Raw genomic sequence first — 21,542 nt, 5'->3', positions numbered from 1 at the left:
GCGCAAAGCATATCATGCCCGCCAGGGCGGATTGCGCTTTTCGAAGAAGGCCGCAATGCCTTCGCGCGCTTGCGCAGTCTCCCAAGCATCGGCAAGCTGGCCGATCACGCTTTCGAGCGAAGCATCGGTGATCGGCGGTGCCAGCGACTTTGCCAGCGCCTTGGCGCGTGCCGCCGCTTCGGGCGAGGCCTGCAGGAAATGGCTGACCTCCACCTCGATGGTGCGGTCCAGCTCCTCGACCGGAACGATGCGATCGACGAGACCGATAGCCCGCGCCTCCCCGGCATCGATCGGCTTGCCGGAAAGAAACAGCGGGCGCGCAGCAGCCGCGCCGATGCGCGCAACGACGAACGGACTGATGGTCGCCGGAATGATGCCGAGCCGCACTTCGGGCAGGCCGAAACGCGCGGTATCGGCAGCGACGGCAAGATCGCAGACAGCCAGCAGCCCCACCCCGCCACCGAAGCTGTTGCCATGCACACGGGCGATCACCGGCTTCGGCAGGTCGCTCAGCGTGCGATACATCGTTGCCAGGCGGCGGGCTTCCTCCATACGCTGAGCCCGTGAAGCGGCAAACTGTTGCTGCATCCAGCCAAGATCACCACCGGCGCAAAAGCTCTTGCCCTCCGCAGCAAGCACGACGACGCGCACCGCCGGATCGGCTCCGATCTCCCTCGAAGCCGCGATCAATTCGTCCATCATGGCGGACGACAGTGCATTGTGCTTTTCGCCCCGCGCCAGCGTCAGGCGCGCGATGCCATTCTCGATGGCGACTTTCAGCGTTTCAGGCATCGTCATTCACTCCTCAGGCTTCTGGCGAGGCTCGCAGCCTCGGCAAGCCGGTCCAGAAGCAGCCCCGTCTCTATTCCCTTCGCTTGGAGATGGCGGGCGACATCAAGCGTATCGACGTTGCCCTTGGCGCCCGGCGCATAAGGGCAGCCGCCGAGACCGCCGGCCGATGCATCGAACACCGCGATCCCCCGTTCCAACGCCACATCGATATTGTCCAGCGCGCGGCCCGCCGTATCGTGGAAATGCCCAGCCAGACGATCCGCCGGGACCTCCTCCAGCACCTCCGCCAGCATGCGGTCGACCGCCTCAGGCCGCCCCCGGCCGATCGTGTCACCGAGGCTGATCTCGAAGCAGCCAAGGTCGCGGAGCTGGCGCGCCACCTCGGCCGCCGCCACAGGCTCGACAATGCCCTCGTACGGGCATTCGACGACGCAGCTGACATAGCCGCGCATGGGAATGCCGTGCTCCCGGCTCGCTTCCGCGACTGGCCTGAAACGCTCGATGCTTTCGGCGATCGAACAGTTGATATTCCGCTGCGAAAAGCTCTCGGAGGCCGATGCGAAGATCGCGATCTCATCGRCTTTTGCTACCAGAGCCGCTTCGAAGCCCTTCATATTCGGTGTCAGCGCCGCGTAGCGGATGCCGGGGCGGCGGGTGATGCGTGCCATCACATCGGAAGCATCGGCAAGCTGCGGCACCCATTTCGGGCTGACGAAACTCGTCACCTCGATACGCTCGAAACCGCAGCCTGAGAGCAAATCGACGAGCGCGACCTTATCGCTGGTCTCGACGAAGCGCGCCTCGTTCTGCAGACCGTCGCGCGGCGACATTTCGACGATCGAGACGCGGCGCGGCCTCATTCCCCGAGCGCCTTCAGGCTGACCAGCACCGCACCCTCGGAAACCTGATGTCCCTCGCTGACCGCGACACTTTCCACCACGCCATCGCGGGCGGCAGTCAGCGTCAGCTCCATCTTCATCGCCTCCATGACGATCAGCGGCTGTCCCTTGGCAACGGACGCGCCTTCGGCAATACGGACCAGCTTGATGAATCCGGGCATCGGCGCCACCAGCCGGTCGCCGCCGGCGATCTCGGAGGCTGCGGTCTCAAGCGGATCGGGCAGTTCGAAAACGTGGGTCGCGCCATCAAGCCGGAGCGAAAGCTGCCGTCCATGGTGCCGGGCTTCGACGAGAACCTGGCGTCCATCGGCTTCGGCATGAATGCGCCCATTGTCGCGGCTGACGATCCTGACCGGGACGACGCGCTGGCCGTTATGGGCCGCAAACATGTCGAAGCCGCGGGCGATAACCCGAAGGCTCAGCGTTTCACCTCCATGTTGCAGGCTGACGATGCGCTGCATCTCGCTCCAGAGCTGCCAGTGGCCAAGTGTCTCCCAAGGATCGCGTCCGCCGCGCGGCATGTTGAGTGACAGAACCGCCGCAAGCGCGATCGCCGATCCGCTTGGCGCCGGAACCGCTGTCAGGCTGTCGAGGTTCCTTTCGATCAGGCCGGTATCGGGATGACCGCCGACAAAATCCTCCTGGCGCGTCAGATTGGCGAGAAACGCCAGATTGCTGACGGTTCCCTCGATCCGCGATGCCTCAAGCGCGCCCCGCAGACCGGACAGCGCAGCCTGGCGATTGTCTCCATGAACGATCAGCTTTGCGATCAGCGGATCGTAATGCGCCGAAATCCGGTCTCCGGCCCTGATGCCTGCGTCGATCCTGGCTCCGCTTTCGGGAAATTGAAGGCGCTCGATCTTGCCGGTCGCGGGCAGGAAGCCTTTCGCTGCGTCCTCCGCATAGATGCGGGCCTCGAAGGCCCAGCCGTTGATGCCAAGCTCGGCCTGCTTCTTCGGCAGCGGCTCGCCCGCCGCCACCCTCAACTGCCACTCAACAAGATCGACGCCCGAGATCGCCTCGGTCACCGGATGCTCCACCTGCAGACGAGTGTTCATTTCCATGAAGAAGAAGCGATCCGGCCAAAGACCGTCGGTAACGTCGGCAATGAACTCCACCGTTCCGGCGCCGCGGTAATCGATCGCCTTGGCGGCACGGACCGCGGCCTCGCCCATCGCCCGGCGCATCTCCGCCGTCATCCCGGGGGCCGGCGCTTCCTCGATGACCTTCTGGTGGCGGCGCTGCAGCGAGCAGTCGCGCTCGAAGAGATGCACCACATTGCCATGGCGGTCGCCGAAGACCTGCATTTCGATATGGCGCGGCCGCAGGAGATATTTCTCGATCAGCACGGCGTCGTCGCCGAATGCAGCCGCCGCCTCGCGCCGCGCCGCTTCCAGCGAGGCGGAAAAATCCTGCGCCTGCTCGACGCGGCGCATGCCCTTGCCGCCGCCGCCCGCCCGCGCCTTGATCAGCACCGGAAAGCCGATTTCGGCCGCCCTTGCCGCCAGGAAATCAGGATCCTGATTGTCACCGTGATAACCCGGCACGACAGGAACGCCGGACTGCTCCATCAGCCGTTTGGCTGCGTCCTTGAGGCCCATGGCACGGATGGCGGAAGGCTGCGGACCGATGAATACCATGCCGGCTGCTTCGACAGCTTCGGCGAATTCCGCATTCTCTGAGAGAAACCCATAGCCCGGATGGATCGCCTGAGCCCCGGAGCGGGTCGCCGCCGCAATGACGCGCTCGATTGACAGATAGCTCTCATGCGCCGCCGCGCCGCCGATGCGATAGGCCTCGTCGGCCATTTCCGCGTGAAGTGCGCCGGTATCGGCGTCGGAATAGACCGCAACCGTGCGAACGCCCAAGCGCCTTGCCGTGCGGATGATACGGCAGGCGATCTCACCCCGGTTTGCGATCAGTATCTTGTCGAACATGGCAGCCTCACATCCTGAACAGGCCGAAGCGCGTGTCTTCGATCGGGGCATTCAGCGCCGCCGATAGCGAAAGCCCGAGCACATCACGGCTCTTTGTGGGATCGACGATCCCGTCGTCCCAAAGCCGCGCCGAGGCATAGAGCGGGTGGCTCTGGCTTTCAAAACGGTCGAGCACCGGCTGCTTGAAGGCTGCTTCCTCTTCTGCGCTCCATGGCTTGCCAGCGCGCGTCAGCGCCTCGCCGCGCACGGTCGCCAGAACGCCCGCCGCCTGTTCGCCGCCCATGACGGAGATGCGGCTGTTCGGCCAGGTCCAGAGGAAACGCGGAGAGAAGGCGCGGCCGGCCATGCCGTAATTTCCGGCACCGAATGAGCCGCCGATCAGCATGGTGATTTTCGGCACATTTGTGGTCGCCACCGCCGTCACCAGCTTGGCGCCGTGCTTGGCGATGCCTTCCGTCTCGTATTTCCGGCCGACCATGAATCCGGTGATATTCTGCAGGAAGACCAGCGGGATCTTCCGCTGCGAGCAGAGCTCGACGAAATGTGCGCCCTTCAGCGCCGATTCCGAAAACAGCACGCCGTTATTGGCGATGATGCCGACGGGCATCCCGTGGATATGGGCAAAGCCGCAGACAAGTGTGGCGCCATAGCGCGCCTTGAACTCGTCGAAACGCGAGCCATCGACGATGCGGGCGATGACCTCTCTGATGTCATAGGGCGTGCGCAGATCGGCCGGGACGATCCCGGCGATCTCCGAGGGATCGTAGAGCGGCGGCTCCGGGATCTGTAGCTCGATCGCCGTCCGCTTGGGACGGTTGAGCGCCGCAACGCTGCGGCGGGCAAGCGCCAGCGCATGGGCATCGTCGCGCGCCAGATGATCGGCAACGCCCGACAGCCGCGTATGGACATCGCCGCCGCCGAGATCCTCGGCCGTGACGATCTCGCCGGTCGCAGCCTTCACCAGCGGCGGACCAGCCAGAAAGATCGTCCCCTGCCCCTCGACGATGACAGTCTCGTCGGACATGGCCGGCACATAGGCGCCACCGGCCGTACACGAGCCCATGACGACGGCGATCTGCGGAATGCCGGCCGCCGACATGTTCGCCTGATTGAAGAAGATACGGCCGAAATGGTCCCGGTCCGGAAAGACCTCGTCCTGGTTCGGCAGGTTGGCGCCGCCCGAGTCGACGAGATAGATGCAGGGCAGGTTGTTCTCCGCGGCGATTTCCTGCGCCCGCAGGTGCTTCTTCACCGTCATCGGATAATAGGTACCGCCTTTGACCGTCGCATCGTTGCAGACAATCATGCATTCGCGGCCCATCACCCGGCCGATTCCCGTGATCAATCCCGCCGCTGGCGCATCGCCGTCATACATCCCATGCGCCGCCGTGGCCGCGACCTCAAGAAACGGCGTCGCCGGATCGATCAGCCCCATGACCCGATCGCGCGGCAACATCTTGCCGCGCCCGACATGCCGCTCCCGCGCCACCTGCCCGCCGCCATTGGCGGCAACACGAACGGCTTCGTCGACGAGCTTGCTGGCTTCCTGCATCGCCGTGCGATTGGCCTTGAAGGCTTCGGAATTGGTGGAGATTTCGGATTTGAGTACGGTCATGCCGTCTCCGCAAACAGTTCGCGGCCGATCAGCATGCGGCGGATTTCGGAGGTGCCTGCGCCGATCTCGTAGAGCTTGGCGTCCCTGAGCAGGCGGCCGGCAGCGTAGTCGTTGGTATAGCCGTTGCCGCCGAGCGCCTGGATGGCCTCGAGCGCCATGGTGGTTGCCTTTTCGGCGGCGTAGAGGATGCAGCCGGCGGCGTCCTTGCGGGTGGTCTCGCCGCGATCGCAGGCGGTGGCGACGGCATAGACATAAGCTCGCGCAGTGTTCATCGTCACATACATGTCGGCGAGTTTGCCCTGCATCAGCTGGAACTCGCCGATCGCCTGGCCGAACTGTTTGCGCTCGTGCAGGTAGGGAACGACGATATCCATGCAGGCAGCCATGATGCCGAGCGGGCCGGCGGAGAGCACGACGCGCTCGTAGTCCAGACCCGACATCAGCACCTTCACGCCGCCGCCGACCGTGCCGAGCACGTTTTCCTCAGGCACTTCGCAATCGGCAAAGATCAGCTCGGACGTGTTGGAGCCGCGCATGCCGAGCTTGTCGAGCTTCTGGCCGGTTGAAAAGCCCTTGAAGCTCTTCTCGATCAGGAAGGCGGTGATGCCGCGCGGGCCGGCTTCCTGATCGGTCTTGGCATAGACGACGAGCACATCGGCATCCGGGCCGTTGGTGATCCACATCTTGCTGCCGTTCAGCACGTAGCGGTCACCGCGCTTCTCGGCCCTGAGCTTCATCGAGACGACGTCAGAACCGGCACTAGGCTCGGACATCGCCAGCGCGCCGACATGCTCGCCAGAAATCAACTTCGGCAGGTAGCGCTGCTTCTGGCCAGCATTGCCATTGCGGTTGATCTGGTTGACGCAGAGATTGGAATGAGCGCCGTAGCTCAGCGCCACCGAGGCCGAGGCACGGCTGATTTCCTCCATCGCCACGCAGTGGGCGAGATAGCCGAGACCGGCGCCGCCATATTCCTCAGCGGCAGTGATGCCGAGAAGGCCCATATCGCCGAACTCACGCCAGAGCGGCATCGGAAAAGCATTGTTGCGGTCGGTCTCGTCGGCGAGCGGCGCGATCCGTTCGCTGGCGAAGCGCCTGACGGCGTCGCGCAGCGCTTCGATTTCCTCGCCGAGCGCAAAGCTCAAGCCACCTAAATACATCCGGCCTTCTCCCTTGGACCCATTCCGCAATTCCGGACGCAAAACCGCTTGGCACCTTTGCTGGAATTGCTCGTCGCCACCAACTATGCGGCGTCCGGCATGCGTGCCGGCTCGCCCGTCGTCTCGTAAGCCTTCAAGCGCTTGTCGATCTGCTCCATGATCGTGCGGGTGGCCGCCTCCTTGACCAGCCCGTAGCCGCGAATCTCATCGAACAGCGTCAGAATGGCAAGCGCTTCCGCTTCATTGCCGGCGTCGAGCCTTGCAAAGACACGGGTCGCCACCGCCTCGTAGTCCGAAATCAGCCGGCGCTCCTGCTTGCGCTCATGCAGATAGCCGAAGGGATCGAGCGCCGTGCCGCGCAATCTCTTGAAGCGTGCGAGACCGCGCAGCAGCGGCAGGATCCAGGCGCCGAACTCCCGCTTCTTCGGGCGGCCGTTCGGGTCCTTGCCAGTGAGAACCGGTGGCGCGAGATTGAAGACCAGGCGGAAATCGCCCTCCATTTCCTCGCGCATCTTCGCCTCGAAGGCAGGATCGGTCAGCAGCCGCGCCACCTCATACTCATCCTTGTATGCGAGCACCCGCGCATAAGTGACGGCGGTAGCAAACGGTATCTTGTCCGAAAGGCCAGCCTTTGCGGCCGCGCCCTTGGCGCGCTCGACGAAGGCGCCGAAGCGGGTGGCAAGGCGCTCGTCCTGATAGGCGGCGAGATGCGCCTTGCGATGGGCAACGACCTCGGCAAGGGACATATCGGCCAGCGTCTTGCGCTCCTCCTTCTCGCCCATCGCAGCGCGCACGGCGTCCGGATCGTGAGCGAGAAAGCGTCCCCAGTTGAACGAGGCGCGGCTTGCCTTGACGGCAACACCGTTGAGTTCGATCGCCTTTTCGATCGATTCAAGCGAGAGCGGCACAAGGCCCGATTGCCAGGCAAAGCCGGTGAGCAGGATATTGGTGTTGATGCCATTGCCGGTCAACGCGGTCGCCGCATGGCTGAAGTCGAGGAAGACCGAGCGGTCGCTGACTGTCTTGGCGATCGTGTGCATCACCGAGCCGGTCTTGAAATCGAAGTCACGGTTGCGGACGAAATCGGCAACCGGCATCAGCCCGGTATTGACGATGGCCGTCGTGCGCTCGCTCTTGCAGAGCGTGATCGCATCCTTCGAGGCGCCGACCACGTCATCGGCTGCCAGCAGCAGATCGGCACCGCCGTTGACGATGCGCGGCGAGGTCACGTCCTTCTGCTCGCGGCCGATGCGCAGATAGCTCATCACCGCGCCGCCCTTCTGGGCAAGACCGGCCATATCGAGGATCATCGGCACCTTGCCGTCGAGATGGGCAGCCATGCCGAGCACGGCGCCGATCGTCAGAATGCCGGTACCGCCGACGCCGGCGATGGCGATATTCCAGGGGCGGTCACCGATCTCCGGGATGACGGGCATCGGGATGTCGGCATCGACGGGCTCGACCGCCTTGCGCTTCTTGCGCTCGCCGCCCTTCACAGTGATGAAGGACGGACAGAAACCCTTCACGCAGGAGAAGTCCTTGTTGCAGGTCGACTGGTTGATCTGCCGCTTGCGGCCGAACTCGGTTTCCAGCGGCTCGACCGAGATGCAGTTGGATTGCACCGAGCAATCGCCGCAGCCTTCGCAAACCGCTTCGTTGATGAAGACGCGCTTGGCCGGGTCTTCCATCAGGCCGCGGCTGCGGCGCCGGCGCTTTTCGGCAGCACAGGTCTGTACGTAGACGATCGCCGAACAACCCGGCGTTTCGCGTAGTTTCAGCATGACGGGATCGAGATGATCGCGGTGCAGGACGGTGACGCCGGGCGCAAGCTCGGGCGCCACATAGGCATCCGGATTGTCCGAGAGCAGATAGATCGGCGAGACGCCTTCATTGTAGAGCTGCTTGGTCATCAGCTGCGGCGTCATGTAGCCGTCGATCTGCTGGCCGCCGGTCATGGCAACGGCATCGTTATAGAGCAGCTTGTACGTAACGTTGACCTTGGCGGCGACCGACTGGCGCACCGCCAGAATACCGGAGTGGAAATAGGTGCCGTCACCGAGATTGACGAACATGTGCTTCTCGTCGGTGTAGCGCGAGATCGCCGTCCACGGCACGCCTTCGCCGCCCATCTGCGTGAAGGTCTCGGTATTCCGGTCCATCCAGGTGACCATGTAATGGCAGCCGATACCGGCCGTGGCGCGGCTGCCTTCCGGCACCCGCGTCGAGGTATTGTGCGGACAGCCGGAACAGAAGAAAGGCGTGCGCTGCAGCGGCGGCACATGGCTGCGGCTGATCTGGCCGCGCTCGGAGAGATAGGCAAGCTTGTCGGAAATCCTCCGGTGCAGCGCCGGGTCCATATCGAGTTTCAGGATGCGCTCGGCGATGGCACGCGCAACGGCACCCACCGTCAGCGCCGCCGAGAGGCTGAGATAGGGTTTGTCATGCTCGTCGAACTTGCCGACGATGCGCGGGCGCACGTCGGAGCGCCAGTTGAAGAGCTGCTGCTTGATCTGGTTCTCGATGATCTCGCGGCGCTCTTCGATGACGAGCACCTCGTCCAGACCCTCGGAGAAATGCCGTACGGCCTCCGGTTCCAGCGGCCAGGGCATGCGGATCTTCAGGATACGGATGCCGATCGCTTCCATCTCGGCACGGCCGAGCTCCAGTTCCCGCAGCGCCTGCAGCACGTCCTCATAGGCCTTGCCCGAGGAGATGATGCCGAAGCGGGCATGCGGCGCATCATGGGTAATCTCATCCACCCGGTTGGCGCGGGCGAAGGCGATCGCCGCATAGGCCTTGTAGGTCTGCAACCGGTCGTCCTGGATCAGCGGCGGGTCCGGCCAGCGGATGTTGAGCCCACCCGGCGGCAGCTCGAAATCACTGGGGATCACGAATTGCCGCTTTTCGCCCGAGAGATCGACAGCGGCGGTCGTCTCGACGGTATCGGCGATGAATTTCATGCCGACCCAGCAGCCGGAATAGCGCGACATGGCAATGCCGAGCAGGCCGTATTCAATGAATTCGTGGATCGAGGACGGATAGAGAACCGGAATGACCGCCGACATGAAATCATGGTCGGTCTGGTGCGGCACGGTGGAAGACTTCGCCGCGTGGTCGTCGCCGGCAAAACAGAGGACGCCGCCATGCTCGGAAGTGCCCGCCGCATTCGCATGTTTCAACACGTCGCCGGAGCGGTCGACGCCCGGGCCCTTGCCGTACCAGATACCGAGAACACCGTCCTTGTTGGCTCCCGGCGAAAGACCGGCCTGCTGGCTGCCCCAGACGGCGGTGGCGGCAAGATCCTCGTTGATCCCTGGCTGAAAGGTGACCTGGTGCTGGTCAAGATAGCGCTGCGCCTTCATCAGCTGCTGGTCATAGCCACCGAGCGGCGAGCCGCGATAGCCTGATATGAAGGCAGCGGTGTTCAACCCGGCGGCATGGTCGCGCCGCATCTGGGTCATCGGCAGGCGAACCAGCGCCTGCAGTCCGGACATGAAGACCCTGCCTTCGTCGGCCGTATATTTATCGTCGAGCGATACACTCGTCGCCAGCATCTGCTCTCCTCCCGAGATCGCAGTGGTGAACCATGACACCTTGGGAGGGCTCCTCTTCCGCTCCCTTGGCATGTAACGCGATAGTAGCACTGCGGTTGCGGAATTTCCGGGCCAAGAATGGCGCGGTTGCGCATCATTCGAAAATTAGAATGTGCCATCACGACATTTTTGCAATGGGTGGCCTTTGCCGATTGACCTTGCGGCCGCCATCTCGCCATATCCGTCGAGCCCGGTTTGGAGCGGGCGCATCGGAGGAAAACATGACCATTTCGCTCGCCCCCGTCGCCCTTCCGGATTTCGGTCCGCTCGGCGAACAGCCGCAGATTCCCGCCGCCACCTATGCAGCGCGCGCCGAAGCAGCGCTGAAGAATGCCGGGACGGACTGGCTCGTCGTCTATGCCGACCGGGAGCATTTCGGAAACATCATGTTCCTCTCCGGATTCGAGCCGCGTTTCGAGGAGGCGCTGTTGATGCTCGGCAAAGGCGGCAAGCGCGTCATCATCACCGGCAACGAATCCGAGAGCTATACGGCGCTCGCCCGGCTGCCCGGCATCGAAGTGTTGCGCGCGCAGAGCTTCAGCCTGATGGGTCAGGACCGCTCTGAGAACCCGCGCTTTGCCGACCGTCTCAAGGATGCCGGTATCACGCCTGGAGACAGCATTGGACTGGTGGGCTGGAAATATCTTTCTGCCGAGGAAGATGACGATTACGCACAAAGCTTCTTCGTGCCTGACTTCATCGTGAAGATCCTGAGCCGCGCCATCGGCAGTGGCGGCAAGCTCGTCGATCGAACCGAAGTGCTGATGCATCCGCAGGACGGCTTGCGTTCCGTTGTCGATGTCGATCAGCTCGCGGTTTTCGAGTGGGCGGCTGCGCGCTGCTCGACGGCGCTCTGGAGGGTCATTTCAGGCGTGCGCGAAGGCGATACGGAATTCGAGGCGCTCGGACGGCTCGGCTATGAAGGCGATCCGCTCAACGTCCACACGATGTTTGCCTCAGTCAGCAAGGGCGAACACATCATCGGCCTGCGCAGCCCGACGGCGCGAAAGCTGAAGCGCGGCGACGGCGTCACCACGGCGCTCGGCTACTGGGGTGCACTGTCATCGCGCGCCGGATTGCTTGCTGACCACGACCACGACTTCCTGAAGCCGGCGAAAGCCTATTTCGAGGCGCTGATGACCTGGTACGAAACATCGGATATCGGTGTCACCGGCGGCGCGCTCTTCGAGGCGGTGACCGGCAAGCTGAAGTCGGCGGGGCTTAACTCTGCGCTCAACCCCGGCCATCTCGGCAGCCACGAGGAATGGCTGCATTCGCCGGTGCAGCCGGGCTCCACGGATCGGCTTCGCTCCGGCATGCCGTTCCAGGTGGATGTCATTCCCGTGCCGATGCCAGCTGGTTGGGCGCTGAACAGCGAAGATGCCGTTGCCTTCGCCGACGAAGCACTGAGGGAGGAGATCAGGCAGCGCTATCCGGCCATGCATGCGCGCATCGCCGCGCGCCGTAGCTTCATGGCGGACAAGCTGGGTGTCGCGGTCAAGGACAGCATCCTGCCGCTGTCATCGACGCCGCTCTATCTCCCGCCATTCTGGCTGAAGTCAGGGCATGTGCTGGTTCGCGATTAAGCCGTCAGGCGGCGCCGCGAGATGATCACGAGGCGCCGCTCCCACCAGATCAGCACCAGGCTGGAGCCGACGATCAGCAGGGCCCCGGCAACGACATTCAACGTCGGGATTTCGGCCCAGATCAGGTAACCATAGAGGAAAGCCCAGATCAGGCCGCTATATTCGATCGGCGCCAGTGTAGAGGCCGGCGCATAGCGGAAGCCTTCGTAAAGGATGTACTGACCGGCCGCGCTGATGCAGCCGAGGCCGATCATCAGTGCCCAGCCGAAAGCATCCGGGGTTTTCCAGACGAAGGGCAGTGCGGCGCCGCAGACGATGACGAACAGAACGCCTGTTGCCAGCATCTGGTTGACGGTACTTTCCGTACGGCTGACGAGGCGCACGAGAATGGTGCTCCAAGCCCAGCAGAAGCCGGCGAAAAACACCATGCCGGCGGGAATGAGGCTCGGCGCTTCAACTGGATTGGCGGCCAGAACGACGCCGATGAAGCCGCCGATGCAGGCCAGCCAGCGGATCGGCCCGACATTTTCGCGCAGGATGAAGATCGACAGCACGACGGTGATAACGGGTGCCGAGAAATACATCGTGGTGATTTCGGCGAGCCCGAGATGGCGGGCCGCGGAATAATAGGCAAGCCAGGCGCCGAGCATCAGAACGGCGCGCAGCAGAACGGAACTTCTGTGCTGGCTTTTCAGGATCGACGGATGCCGGTTGCGGTGGATGAAGAAGGCCGAGAAGCCGACGATCATCACGCTGCGGATGAACAGGATCTGCGGCACGGCATAGTCGGCGACCAGCCACTTGACGACGGCGTCCTGGATGGCAAACAGCGAATAGCCGATGCAGGCAAGGGCAATTCCCACCAGCGGGGAAGGCGCCTCATCGGTCGATCTGGAGAACATGGAAGCCTGCGATGGGAATGCGTTGGGGTGCCACGGCCTAGCAAGACCGGGCACCGTTGACAATGCGAGGAATAGCCTTCCGCGAAGATTTGATCAGTTGATCTTCACGCCCTTCGACCGCATGCGTGAAACCGTTTCCCGTTCGGCCCGCTTGCAGCGCATCGGCGGCAGGCCGCGGTCCATCAGGTCCATGTCCTCGAGCACCATGTCGCCCATCTTCTTGAAGGCGCTGTCGAGCGCTCCGGCGCGGTGGGCCGAGCGGATAAAGCCCTTGAGCTTGCGCACCGGATGATCGGATGGCAGCGGCTCTTCCGGATAGACATCGCTTGCCGCCACGATATGGCCTGAGGCAACAGCGGCCATCAGCGCATCGAAATCGACAACATCGGCGCGGCTGAGCAGGATGAAGGCCGCTCCCTTGCGCATGCTGGCGAAGGCCTCGGCTCCGAGAAAGCCCTTGTTCTCGCTGGTGACGGCGGCAACGACGAAGACGAAGTCGCTCTTCGTCAGCACATCCTCCAGGCTTGCGGCCTCGACATTGTTTTCCTCGAGGATCGACTTCGGCTGCCAGGGATCGAAGACCCGCACCTTGGCGCGGAAGCCCGACAGCACTCGGCGCAGCGCCTTGCCGAGATCGCCGAAGCCGACGATGCCGATCTCCGATCCGGCGATCAGCCGGGCGCTGGCATTGCCCTCGCCGCCCCAGAGCTCGTTGCCGTCGCGAAAGGCGACATCGGCATCGACGATGCCGCGGGCGAGCGACAGGGCGAAGCCGAGACCGATTTCGGCCACCGGCTCGGCGAAGACCTGGCCCGTCGTCACCACATGAATGCCGCGCTGGAAGAGCACGTCATAGGGCATGTTGTTGATGAGATTGCTCTCGACATTGAGCACACAGCGCAGCGACGTCATCCGCGCCAGCGTTTCCTCCGACAGCGGCGGCTGGCCGATGATGTAGCGCGCCTTGCCGAGAACCTCGTCGCCGAGACCGGCGATATTGTCCGGATCGGCCTCGACGATCTCGTATGTGTCGTGAAGCACGCGGCGCGCCGCATCGGTGAAGATCAGATCGAGCGTCCGCGGATCGGGCGCGCTGATCGCCAGGGGCTTTTCGGTCTTGGTCATCACTTCCTCCTCCCGCAGCCGCTCAGGGCTGGATAATTCTGATTTGTGCCTCGCGCTCACCGGCCTCGATCGCCAGATGCGTGGCTATCGAAATCTGCGCCCAGTCCTCCGGCCGGGCGAGTGCTACCGGACAGCCGATGCCGTACAGTGCCTCGGCAACCATCGCGCCGGTCACCACGATCGCGTCGCGCTTCAGGAGGATGATGCCTGCTGGCGCGGTCGTCAGCCGGATTGCTTCGGCGAGCACCGAGCTTCCCGAGCTTGATCCCCTGCCCGCCTCCATGACGAGGATCACGCCGGTGATCGACTGGCCGCTTTGCGGATGCCACTGATCGATGATCTCGCCGGTCGCCGAATCCACGCCGCCCCAGAAGCTGAGCGGCTCGGCGAGCACGAAGGCTGGGGCCGCGGCCTTGCCTTCCATGAGGGTCGTCGCGGAAAATGCCGTCACAGCCGCACCACCTTGCCTGAGCGCGCCGAGGCCATGCACTCTGCCAGCGAGCCGAAGGCGACGTCGACGCCGATATTGCCCGGCGCATAATAGGCCCACTTGCCCGAGTTGGTCATCACCGCACCCGACATGTCGCGGATGATTGCCGTGACATAGGTGCAGGTATCGATGACGAGCGTTACGCCCGCCGCCTCCAGCGTTACGCGCCAGCCGCGATTTTCAAGCTCCGCCAGGACCTCTCGGTTGGTGTTGATGTAGATATCGACAGTAGCCTTCCCACCGCTGAGCAGCGGCATCAGCCGCTCGAATTCGCCGATCGAGAAATGCGGCGTTCCCATGCTGATGGCCGCAAGCGGTGTCCCTTCCGCCACGGTCGAGAGATTGCGGATGGTGTCGCGGATATCGGTGCGGCTGAGCCGGAGCGTCTCCTGCGGTTCGACCCCGCCGCAGGCCGCCTGCAGCGTCGGCGCCTCCGGCGTCAGCCCGACGGCGTGAAACAGCGCGACGGCGCCTGCCGATGCGGCAACGGCACCGAGCGCCTTCAGGTCATCCTCGGAGCTTTCCTTCGGCAGGCCGCGGATGACGGGGATGCGATCGCCGCAACGGCGGCCGATGGCGTGACCGGCAGCGACACAGATCGACCCGGCATCCCGCTCACCCTCGGCAAACTCCTCGATATCGACAAGCACGGTCGCCCGCCGGTTTTCGGTGACATGAAGTCCATAATAGGGCGCCCGTCCCGTCAGCGCACAACAGAGATCGATAAAATCGCCATAGCGGTTGGTGCGGGCGCCGAGCACCGAATTGGCAAAGACGATCGCATTCGATTCCGCCCAGGCGATCTGCGCGCCGAAGCGCGGCCGGAAGATCGTTTGGTAGGGTGCGCAGGTGAAGGTCGGGACGCAGCCGAGCTCCTCATGCGCCCTCATCAACCGCGCACCGTTCTTACCAAGCGCCTCGTCGCCGCGGAAAAGTTCGGGATGGATGAGATCGACCGAGCCGACATTCAGCGTCGTCGGCACCCGGACGCGGCCGCCCCAGGACACCATGCGCTCGACGAAATCGAGGCTGACCTCGCCGAGATAGAGACAGCCGTCGATATGGGCAGCCTCGATGTCCACCAGTTTTGTGGCGCCGACAGCCTCGGCGAAACGGACGAGAAGCCGCATGGCAAAAGCAGCCGCCTCACCGTGGCGGCCATCGAAGAGGGCTTTGTCATCAGGGGAAAGCTGAAGAGAGGAATGCATGGCGGCGACGCTATCAGGTCGTCTTGCGGGAGAGAAGATGGCTTGCGAATTCGACCAAAGGCGCACTCGACAAAACTGTCACAAACACTATGTCACAAAACCTTCACAATTTCATTTGCCAGTTCGTTTCTTTTCGTTTTGTATGCGGAAAGTTTCGTAACGAAACCGGCCGGTGAGATCGAGGAGGATCTGCGCCGGCAGGCCGTAATCCGTTCAAAACGGCGCGGCAGGACACATAGGGAGGAACCATGTCCATTCGTTTCATGGCCGCATCCGCGGCAACCATCACCTTGTCGCTTTCGTTCGCTTCGAGTGCCTTTGCAGTGACCGAACTGCAGTGGTGGCACGCCATGGCGGGCGCCAACAACGAAGTGGTCAACCAGCTCTCCAAGGAATTCAACGAAAGCCAGAAAGACTACAAGATCGTCCCGGTCTTCAAGGGCACCTATCCGGAAGCGCTGAATGCCGGCATCGCCGCCTTCCGCGCCAAGCAGCCGCCCGCGATCCTGCAGGTCTTCGATGCCGGCAGCGGCGTGATGATGGGCGCCGAGGGCGCGATCATGCCGGCAGCCCAGGTTCTCGAAAAGGGCGGCTTCAAGTTCGACAAGTCGGAATACCTGCCCGGCATCGCCGCCTATTATTCGAAGCCCGACGGCACGATGCTGTCCTTCCCCTACAACTCGTCCTCGCCGATCCTCTATTACAACAAGGACACCTTCAAGAAGGCCGGCCTCGACCCTGAAAGCCCGCCGAAGACCTGGCCCGAAGTGTTCGAAGCCGCCAAGAAGATCAAGTCGAGCGGCGCGTCTGCCTGCGGCCTGACCTCGACCTGGCTCACCTGGATCCAGACCGAGAACCTGGCCGCATGGAACAACGTGTCCTACGGCTCGAACGAGAACGGCCTTGCCGGCACCGATGTGAAGCTCGCATTCAACTCGCCGCTCTTCGTCCAGCATTTCCAGGCGATCGCCGATCTCGCCAAGGACGGCACGTTCCGCTATGGCGGCCGCACCTCGGAAGCCAAGCAGCTCTTCACCTCCGGTGAATGCGGCATCATGACGGAATCCTCCGGAGGTCTCGGCGACATCATCAAGACGGGCATGAACTACGGCATCGGCCAGCTGCCCTATTATGAAGGCGAAGGACGTCCGCAGAACACCATTCCCGGCGGCGCCAGCCTCTGGGTCTTCGCCGGCAAGAGCGATGAAGAATACAAGGGCATCGCCCAGTTCTTCCACTTCCTGTCGCAGACCAAGATCCAGGCCCGCCTGCATCAGGTATCCGGCTACATGCCGGTGACCATGGCCGCTTATGAAGACACCAAGAAGTCCGGCTTCTACGAAAAGAACCCGGGCCGCGAAACGCCGATCCTGCAGATGATGGGCAAGGCGCCGACCGAAAACTCCAAGGGCGTGCGTCTCGTCAACCTGCCGCAGGTGCGTGACATCATGAACGAAGAGTTCGAAGCGATGCTGGCCGGCAAGCAGGATGCCAAGGCAGCGCTCGACAAGGCCGTCGAACGCGGCAATGCCGCGATCCAGCAGGCAATCGGCCAGTAATACCGGCGTTTCCGCCCGCAGCCCTCAAGGCTGCGGGTGGCCCCTTCATGTCAAGGAGATCGCCGTGCAGCGCGTCGTCTTTCCGAACAAGATCCTTCCCTATTTCCTGGTCGCCCCGCAGATCATCCTCACGGTGGTTTTCTTCTTCTGGCCAGCAAGCCAGGCGCTCTATCAATCGATGCAGCGCGAAGATCCATTCGGCCTGAAGAGCGGCTTTGTCGGCCTCGCAAATTTTCGCGACGTCTTCGCCGATCCGAATTATCTGAACTCGCTCTATGTCACCGTCGTCTTCAGCGTGCTGACGGCACTGCTCTCGATGGTCGTGGCGCTGGCTCTGGCGACGGCGGCCGACAAGGTGGTGCGCGGGCAGACCTTCTACCGGACGCTGCTGATCTGGCCCTATGCCGTGGCGCCCGCCGTCGCCGGCATGCTCTGGCTCTTCATGTTCAATCCCGCCATGGGCACCTTCGCCTATATCCTGCGGCGCAACGGCTTCATGTGGGATCCGCTTCTGAACGGCAACCAGGCGATGACGCTGGTTATCGTCGCCGCCGCCTGGAAGCAGATCAGCTACAATTTCCTGTTCTTCGTCGCCGGTCTGCAGGCGATCCCGAAATCGCTGATCGAGGCGGCTGCCATCGACGGCGCCCGCGGCAGCCGCCGCTTCTGGACCATCGTCTTCCCGCTGCTGGCGCCGACCACCTTCTTCCTGCTCGTCGTCAACACCGTCTATGCCTTCTTCGACACCTTCGGCATCATCCATTCGGTGACCGGCGGCGGCCCGGCCAAGGCGACGGAAACGCTGGTCTACAAGGTCTATAACGACGGCTTCGTGAACCTCAATCTCGGCTCGTCCGCGGCACAATCGGTGATCCTGATGATCATCGTCATCGCGCTGACAGCCTTCCAGTTCCGCTTCGTAGAGAAGCGGGTGCATTATGCGTGAGGGTCTGAAATGATCGAAAAACGCCCCGTCGCCAGCCTTATCGGCCATCTGATGCTGATCATCGGCATCATCATCGTTGCCTTCCCGATCTATTACACGTTCATCGCCTCGACGATGACGTCGGCCGAGATCATCAAACCGCCGATCTCGCTGCTGCCGGGCAGCCACTTCACCGAAAATTACACCGAGGCGCTGTTCGGCGGCGTCGAGCGCGCCGTCGGCGTCAGTCTCGAACGGCTGCTCTTCAACACCTTCGTGGTGGCGATCCTGATTGCCGTCGGCAAGATCCTGATCTCCTTCCTGTCGGCCTTCGCGGTGGTGTTCTTCCGTTTCCCGCTGCGCATGGTGTTCTTCTGGATGATCTTCGTGACGCTGATGCTGCCGGTCGAGGTGCGCATCCTGCCGACCTACAAGGTGATCGTCGATCTCGGCCTGATCGATACCTATGCGGGGCTGACCCTGCCGCTGATGGCCTCGGCAACCGCGACCTTCCTGTTCCGCCAGTTCTTCCTGACGATCCCCGGCGAATTGCTGGAGGCGGCGCGCATCGACAATGCCGGACCGTTCCGCTTCATGCGCGATATCCTGCTACCGCTGTCGCGCACCAATATCGCGGCGCTCTTTGTCATCCTGTTCATCTACGGCTGGACGCAGTATCTCTGGCCGCTGCTCGTTACCAACGACGCGCAGATGAACACCATCATCATCGGGCTCAGGAAGATGGTGGATTTCACCGACGCGGCGACGCCCTGGAATTTCGTGATGGTGACGGCGATCCTTGCGATCATTCCGCCCATCCTCGTCGTGGTGCTGATGCAGCGCTGGTTTGTCAAAGGTCTTGTGGAGACGGAGAAGTAATGGCCAGGATCACCCTCAACGATGTCCGCAAGACCTATGGCGGCGGCGTCGAAGTCATCAAGGGCGTCTCGCTCGAGATCGCCGACGGCGAACTCCTGGTGCTCGTCGGCCCCTCCGGTTGCGGCAAGTCCACGCTGCTCAGAATGATCGCCGGCCTGGAAGGCATCAGTTCCGGAGAGATCAGCATCGGCGACCGCGTCGTCAACGATCTCGAGCCCTCCGAGCGCGATATCGCCATGGTCTTCCAGAACTATGCGCTCTATCCGCATATGACGGTGCGCCAGAACCTCGCCTACGGCCTGAAGAACCGCAACACGCCGAAGGATGAGATCGAGCGGCGGATCGTCAAGGCGGCAAAGTCGCTGGAGATCGAGCCCTTTCTGGAGCGCAAGCCGCGCCAGCTCTCGGGCGGCCAGCGCCAGCGCGTCGCCATGGGCCGAGCGATCGTCCGCGAACCCGCAGCCTTCCTGTTCGACGAGCCGCTCTCCAATCTCGATGCGAAACTGCGCGTGCAGATGCGCGTTGAGATCAAGCGGCTGCAGCGGGCATTGGCGACGACCAGCGTCTACGTCACCCACGACCAGATGGAGGCGATGACGCTTGCCGACCGGCTCGTCGTCCTGAACGGCGGCCATATCGAACAGGTCGGGACACCGATCGAGCTCTACGAGAAGCCGGCGACGACCTTCGTCGCCACATTCATCGGCTCGCCGTCGATGAACCTGCTGGAGACCAGCGGCAGCGGCTTTGCGCTCGGCAACGGCGCCACGCCTTTGCCGCCGGGCACCGCAACGCTCGGTATCCGCCCTGAGGACCTGCATCTCGCCGAACCCGGCAAGCCCGATGCCTTCACGGCCGACGTCAGCGTCGGCGCGGTGGAACTCGTCGGTGCCGAAAGCTATGTCCACGGCACGCTGCCGAACACCCAAGACATCGTCTTCCGCGTCCCAGGCCGGTCACAGATCGCCATCGACGCCCGCGTGACGATCGGCGCGGCGCAATCAGCGCTGCATTTCTTCGACGCTGCGGGGAAGCGGATCGGCTGATCCTTCCATCTGATTTTTGTGCGATCCGCGAAGGGCCAGCCGACACCACGGCTGGCCCTTCGCGTTTCGGTCATGCCGACGCGCCAGAGCTCTGCATTTCGCCAAACAAGCAAACAGCTTGCAAAGCGCAATCGGTCGGCGTATTGTAACTTTCATGATGAAAGCTACTAGGTGCTGTCATGCAGAATAAAAGCTTCAAATCCATGCAGTGCCCTGTCGCCCGCAGTCTCGACCGCGTCGGCGAATGGTGGAGCATTCTGATCCTGCGCGATGCGCTACGCGGCGTGACGCGGTTTGACGAGTTTCAGAAGAACCTCGGCATTGCGACCGCGACGCTGACCCGGCGCCTCGACAATCTGGTCAAGGCAGGGTTGCTGGAACGGCGAGCGTATCAGGAGCGGCCGCAACGCTTCGAATATGTGCTGACGGCCTGCGGCGAGGACTTCCGCGCGGTCATCTGGTCGATGATCGCCTGGAGCAACCGGCATTTCGCACCTGAAGGGCCGAGCCTTGTCATCGTCGACAAGCAAAGCGGCGCCTGGGCCGATCCGGTGCTTGTCGACCGCAATACCGGAAACCCGCTCGCCAAGCCGCAATACGACGTCGCCGCCGGGCCTGCCGCCAGCGAGACGCTGCGATTGCGCTATCCCTTCCGCTCCGAAGCGTCCGGTACGGCGCTGATCGAGCGCCCCGCCCCCAACCAAGAACAATAAGACTGGAGCATGGCCATGAATAAGGTCGTGACTGAATCCGAACTGACCCAGGGAGCCATTTCCCTGAAGCCGAAGAGAAGCCTCAAGCGCCCGCTCGGCATCCTGGCGCTCATTGCCATCGCGGGCGGCGCCGGATGGTACGGATACTACTGGTCGCAGACCGGCCGCTATCTCGAGACCACCGATGACGCCTATATCGGCGGCAATACCACGGCGCTCTCGCCGCGGGTTTCCGGCCATGTCGAGGCTGTTCTGGTCGATGACAATCAGCGGGTGACGGCAGGTCAGTTGCTGGTGCGCCTCGACAGCCGCACATTCAAGACGGCAGTCGATCGCGCCGAGGCGGCAGTGCGCGAACAGCAGGCGAGCCTCGACAATCTTCACGCCCAGTCGGCGCTTCAGGCCTCGCTGGTGAAACAGGCGGAAGCCGATCTTGCTGCCAAGAAGGCGGCATCCGATTTCACCGAGATCGACGCGGTGCGCTACCGCAATCTGGCGACCCAGAGCACGGGAACCGAGCAGAACGCCCAGAAGGCGGTTCTGGCCGACACGCAAGCGAAGGCCGCAGTCGCCGCCTCCGACGCCGGACTAACGGCGGCGCGCCAGCAGATACAGGTTCTGGACACGCAGATCGCCCAGGCGCAATCGGCGCTCGACGGCGCCAGGCTCGATGCCGAGACAGCGCGGCTCAATCTCAGCTACACGGAGGTCCGCTCGCCTGTTGATGGCTATGTCGGCAACCGGGCAGCCCAGATCGGCGCCTTCGTCTCCGATGGCAGCTATCTCCTGAGCGTCATTCCTGAAAAGGGACTGTGGATCGACGCGAACTTCAAGGAAGATCAGCTCGCCGTCATCAAGCCTGGACAGAAGGTGACCGTGGTCGCCGATATCTATCCCGGCCACGATCTGACCGGCAAGATCAGCAGCATCGCACCGGCTACCGGCGCCACCTTCAGCGTCATTCCGCCTGAAAACGCCACCGGCAATTTCACCAAGATAGTCCAGCGCGTGCCCGTCCGCGTGGCACTCGATGACACCGCCGTCAAGGATCAGGCGCTGCGGCCCGGCCTCTCGACAACGGTGACCGTCGACACCCGTCCCTGATCAGGAATA

At 63.1% G+C, this 21,542-nt stretch carries 17 protein-coding genes; 7 read left to right on the top strand and 10 right to left on the bottom strand.

What is annotated here, in order from left to right:
- Window positions 1-12 precede the first annotated feature (12 nt).
- The 6 genes from AC1DIJ_RS03035 to AC1DIJ_RS03010 form a co-directional block, all read right to left on the bottom strand.
- Window positions 13-792, bottom strand: a complete 780-nt coding sequence (locus tag AC1DIJ_RS03035) for a crotonase/enoyl-CoA hydratase family protein (RefSeq protein ID WP_477831184.1) — start codon at window positions 790-792, stop codon at window positions 13-15.
- A 2-nt stretch (window positions 793-794) separates the two neighbouring features.
- Window positions 795-1,652 carry a hydroxymethylglutaryl-CoA lyase gene (locus AC1DIJ_RS03030; protein ID WP_477831173.1) on the bottom strand — a complete coding sequence of 286 codons (858 nt, stop codon included), beginning with the start codon at window positions 1,650-1,652 and terminating at the stop codon, window positions 795-797.
- Window positions 1,649-3,628 (bottom strand): acetyl-CoA carboxylase biotin carboxylase subunit, encoded by a 1,980-nt coding sequence (locus tag AC1DIJ_RS03025; protein WP_112388833.1) that lies wholly within the window; start codon window positions 3,626-3,628, stop codon window positions 1,649-1,651. The genes AC1DIJ_RS03030 and AC1DIJ_RS03025 overlap by 4 nt, the downstream gene beginning before the upstream one ends.
- Before the next feature lie 7 nt (window positions 3,629-3,635).
- The gene (locus AC1DIJ_RS03020; protein WP_112388832.1) at window positions 3,636-5,243 is read right to left on the bottom strand and encodes a carboxyl transferase domain-containing protein; all 1,608 of its coding nucleotides are present in this window, start codon (window positions 5,241-5,243) and stop codon (window positions 3,636-3,638) included.
- Window positions 5,240-6,403 (bottom strand): isovaleryl-CoA dehydrogenase, encoded by a 1,164-nt coding sequence (locus AC1DIJ_RS03015; protein ID WP_112388831.1) that lies wholly within the window; start codon window positions 6,401-6,403, stop codon window positions 5,240-5,242. The genes AC1DIJ_RS03020 and AC1DIJ_RS03015 overlap by 4 nt, the downstream gene beginning before the upstream one ends.
- Before the next feature lie 83 nt (window positions 6,404-6,486).
- A complete protein-coding gene (locus tag AC1DIJ_RS03010; RefSeq protein ID WP_112388830.1) occupies window positions 6,487-9,957 on the bottom strand; it encodes an indolepyruvate ferredoxin oxidoreductase family protein in 3,471 nt (1,156 codons plus the stop codon).
- A gap of 260 nt (window positions 9,958-10,217) precedes the next feature.
- On the opposite strand from AC1DIJ_RS03010, the gene AC1DIJ_RS03005 reads away from it, so the two are divergent.
- Window positions 10,218-11,582 (top strand): M24 family metallopeptidase, encoded by a 1,365-nt coding sequence (locus AC1DIJ_RS03005; protein WP_112388829.1) that lies wholly within the window; start codon window positions 10,218-10,220, stop codon window positions 11,580-11,582.
- Here AC1DIJ_RS03005 and AC1DIJ_RS03000 read toward each other — a convergent pair.
- From AC1DIJ_RS03000 to AC1DIJ_RS02985, 4 genes are all read right to left on the bottom strand, one after another.
- Window positions 11,579-12,484 (bottom strand): DMT family transporter, encoded by a 906-nt coding sequence (locus tag AC1DIJ_RS03000; protein ID WP_112388828.1) that lies wholly within the window; start codon window positions 12,482-12,484, stop codon window positions 11,579-11,581. The genes AC1DIJ_RS03005 and AC1DIJ_RS03000 overlap by 4 nt on opposite strands.
- A gap of 93 nt (window positions 12,485-12,577) precedes the next feature.
- On the bottom strand, window positions 12,578-13,609 hold the full coding sequence (locus AC1DIJ_RS02995; protein ID WP_112388827.1) for a hydroxyacid dehydrogenase: 1,032 nt from the start codon (window positions 13,607-13,609) through the stop codon (window positions 12,578-12,580).
- Window positions 13,610-13,631: 22 nt separating this feature from the next.
- Window positions 13,632-14,060, bottom strand: a complete 429-nt coding sequence (locus AC1DIJ_RS02990; RefSeq protein ID WP_477831172.1) for an aconitase X swivel domain-containing protein — start codon at window positions 14,058-14,060, stop codon at window positions 13,632-13,634.
- A complete protein-coding gene (locus AC1DIJ_RS02985) occupies window positions 14,057-15,307 on the bottom strand; it encodes an aconitase X catalytic domain-containing protein (RefSeq protein ID WP_112388826.1) in 1,251 nt (416 codons plus the stop codon). Before AC1DIJ_RS02985 ends, AC1DIJ_RS02990 begins: the two co-directional genes overlap by 4 nt.
- 248 nt (window positions 15,308-15,555) lie before the next feature.
- Here AC1DIJ_RS02985 and ugpB point away from each other — a divergent pair, with 248 nt between their 5' ends.
- The 6 genes from ugpB (at window position 15,556) to AC1DIJ_RS02955 (ending at window position 21,533) form a co-directional block, all read left to right on the top strand.
- Window positions 15,556-16,866, top strand: coding sequence for a sn-glycerol-3-phosphate ABC transporter substrate-binding protein UgpB (gene ugpB / locus AC1DIJ_RS02980; protein ID WP_112388825.1), 1,311 nt, complete (start codon window positions 15,556-15,558; stop codon window positions 16,864-16,866).
- 64 nt (window positions 16,867-16,930) lie between these two features.
- On the top strand, window positions 16,931-17,812 hold the full coding sequence (gene ugpA, locus AC1DIJ_RS02975; protein WP_112388824.1) for a sn-glycerol-3-phosphate ABC transporter permease UgpA: 882 nt from the start codon (window positions 16,931-16,933) through the stop codon (window positions 17,810-17,812).
- Between the two features lie 9 nt (window positions 17,813-17,821).
- Window positions 17,822-18,670 (top strand): sn-glycerol-3-phosphate ABC transporter permease UgpE, encoded by an 849-nt coding sequence (ugpE, locus tag AC1DIJ_RS02970; RefSeq protein ID WP_112388823.1) that lies wholly within the window; start codon window positions 17,822-17,824, stop codon window positions 18,668-18,670.
- Window positions 18,670-19,716, top strand: coding sequence for a sn-glycerol-3-phosphate import ATP-binding protein UgpC (locus tag AC1DIJ_RS02965; protein WP_112388822.1), 1,047 nt, complete (start codon window positions 18,670-18,672; stop codon window positions 19,714-19,716). Before ugpE ends, AC1DIJ_RS02965 begins: the two co-directional genes overlap by 1 nt.
- A 179-nt stretch (window positions 19,717-19,895) precedes the next feature.
- Window positions 19,896-20,429: a winged helix-turn-helix transcriptional regulator gene (locus tag AC1DIJ_RS02960; RefSeq protein WP_112388821.1), complete on the top strand. Its 534-nt coding sequence runs from the start codon at window positions 19,896-19,898 to the stop codon at window positions 20,427-20,429.
- 15 nt (window positions 20,430-20,444) lie between these two features.
- Window positions 20,445-21,533, top strand: coding sequence for an HlyD family secretion protein (locus AC1DIJ_RS02955; protein ID WP_112388820.1), 1,089 nt, complete (start codon window positions 20,445-20,447; stop codon window positions 21,531-21,533).
- Window positions 21,534-21,542 lie beyond the last annotated feature (9 nt).

It is taken from the genome of Rhizobium sp. 10N427 (genome assembly GCF_056394605.1).
The sequence above is the reverse complement of the archived record's forward strand: the minus strand, read 5'-3'. Positions and strand labels throughout refer to the sequence as shown.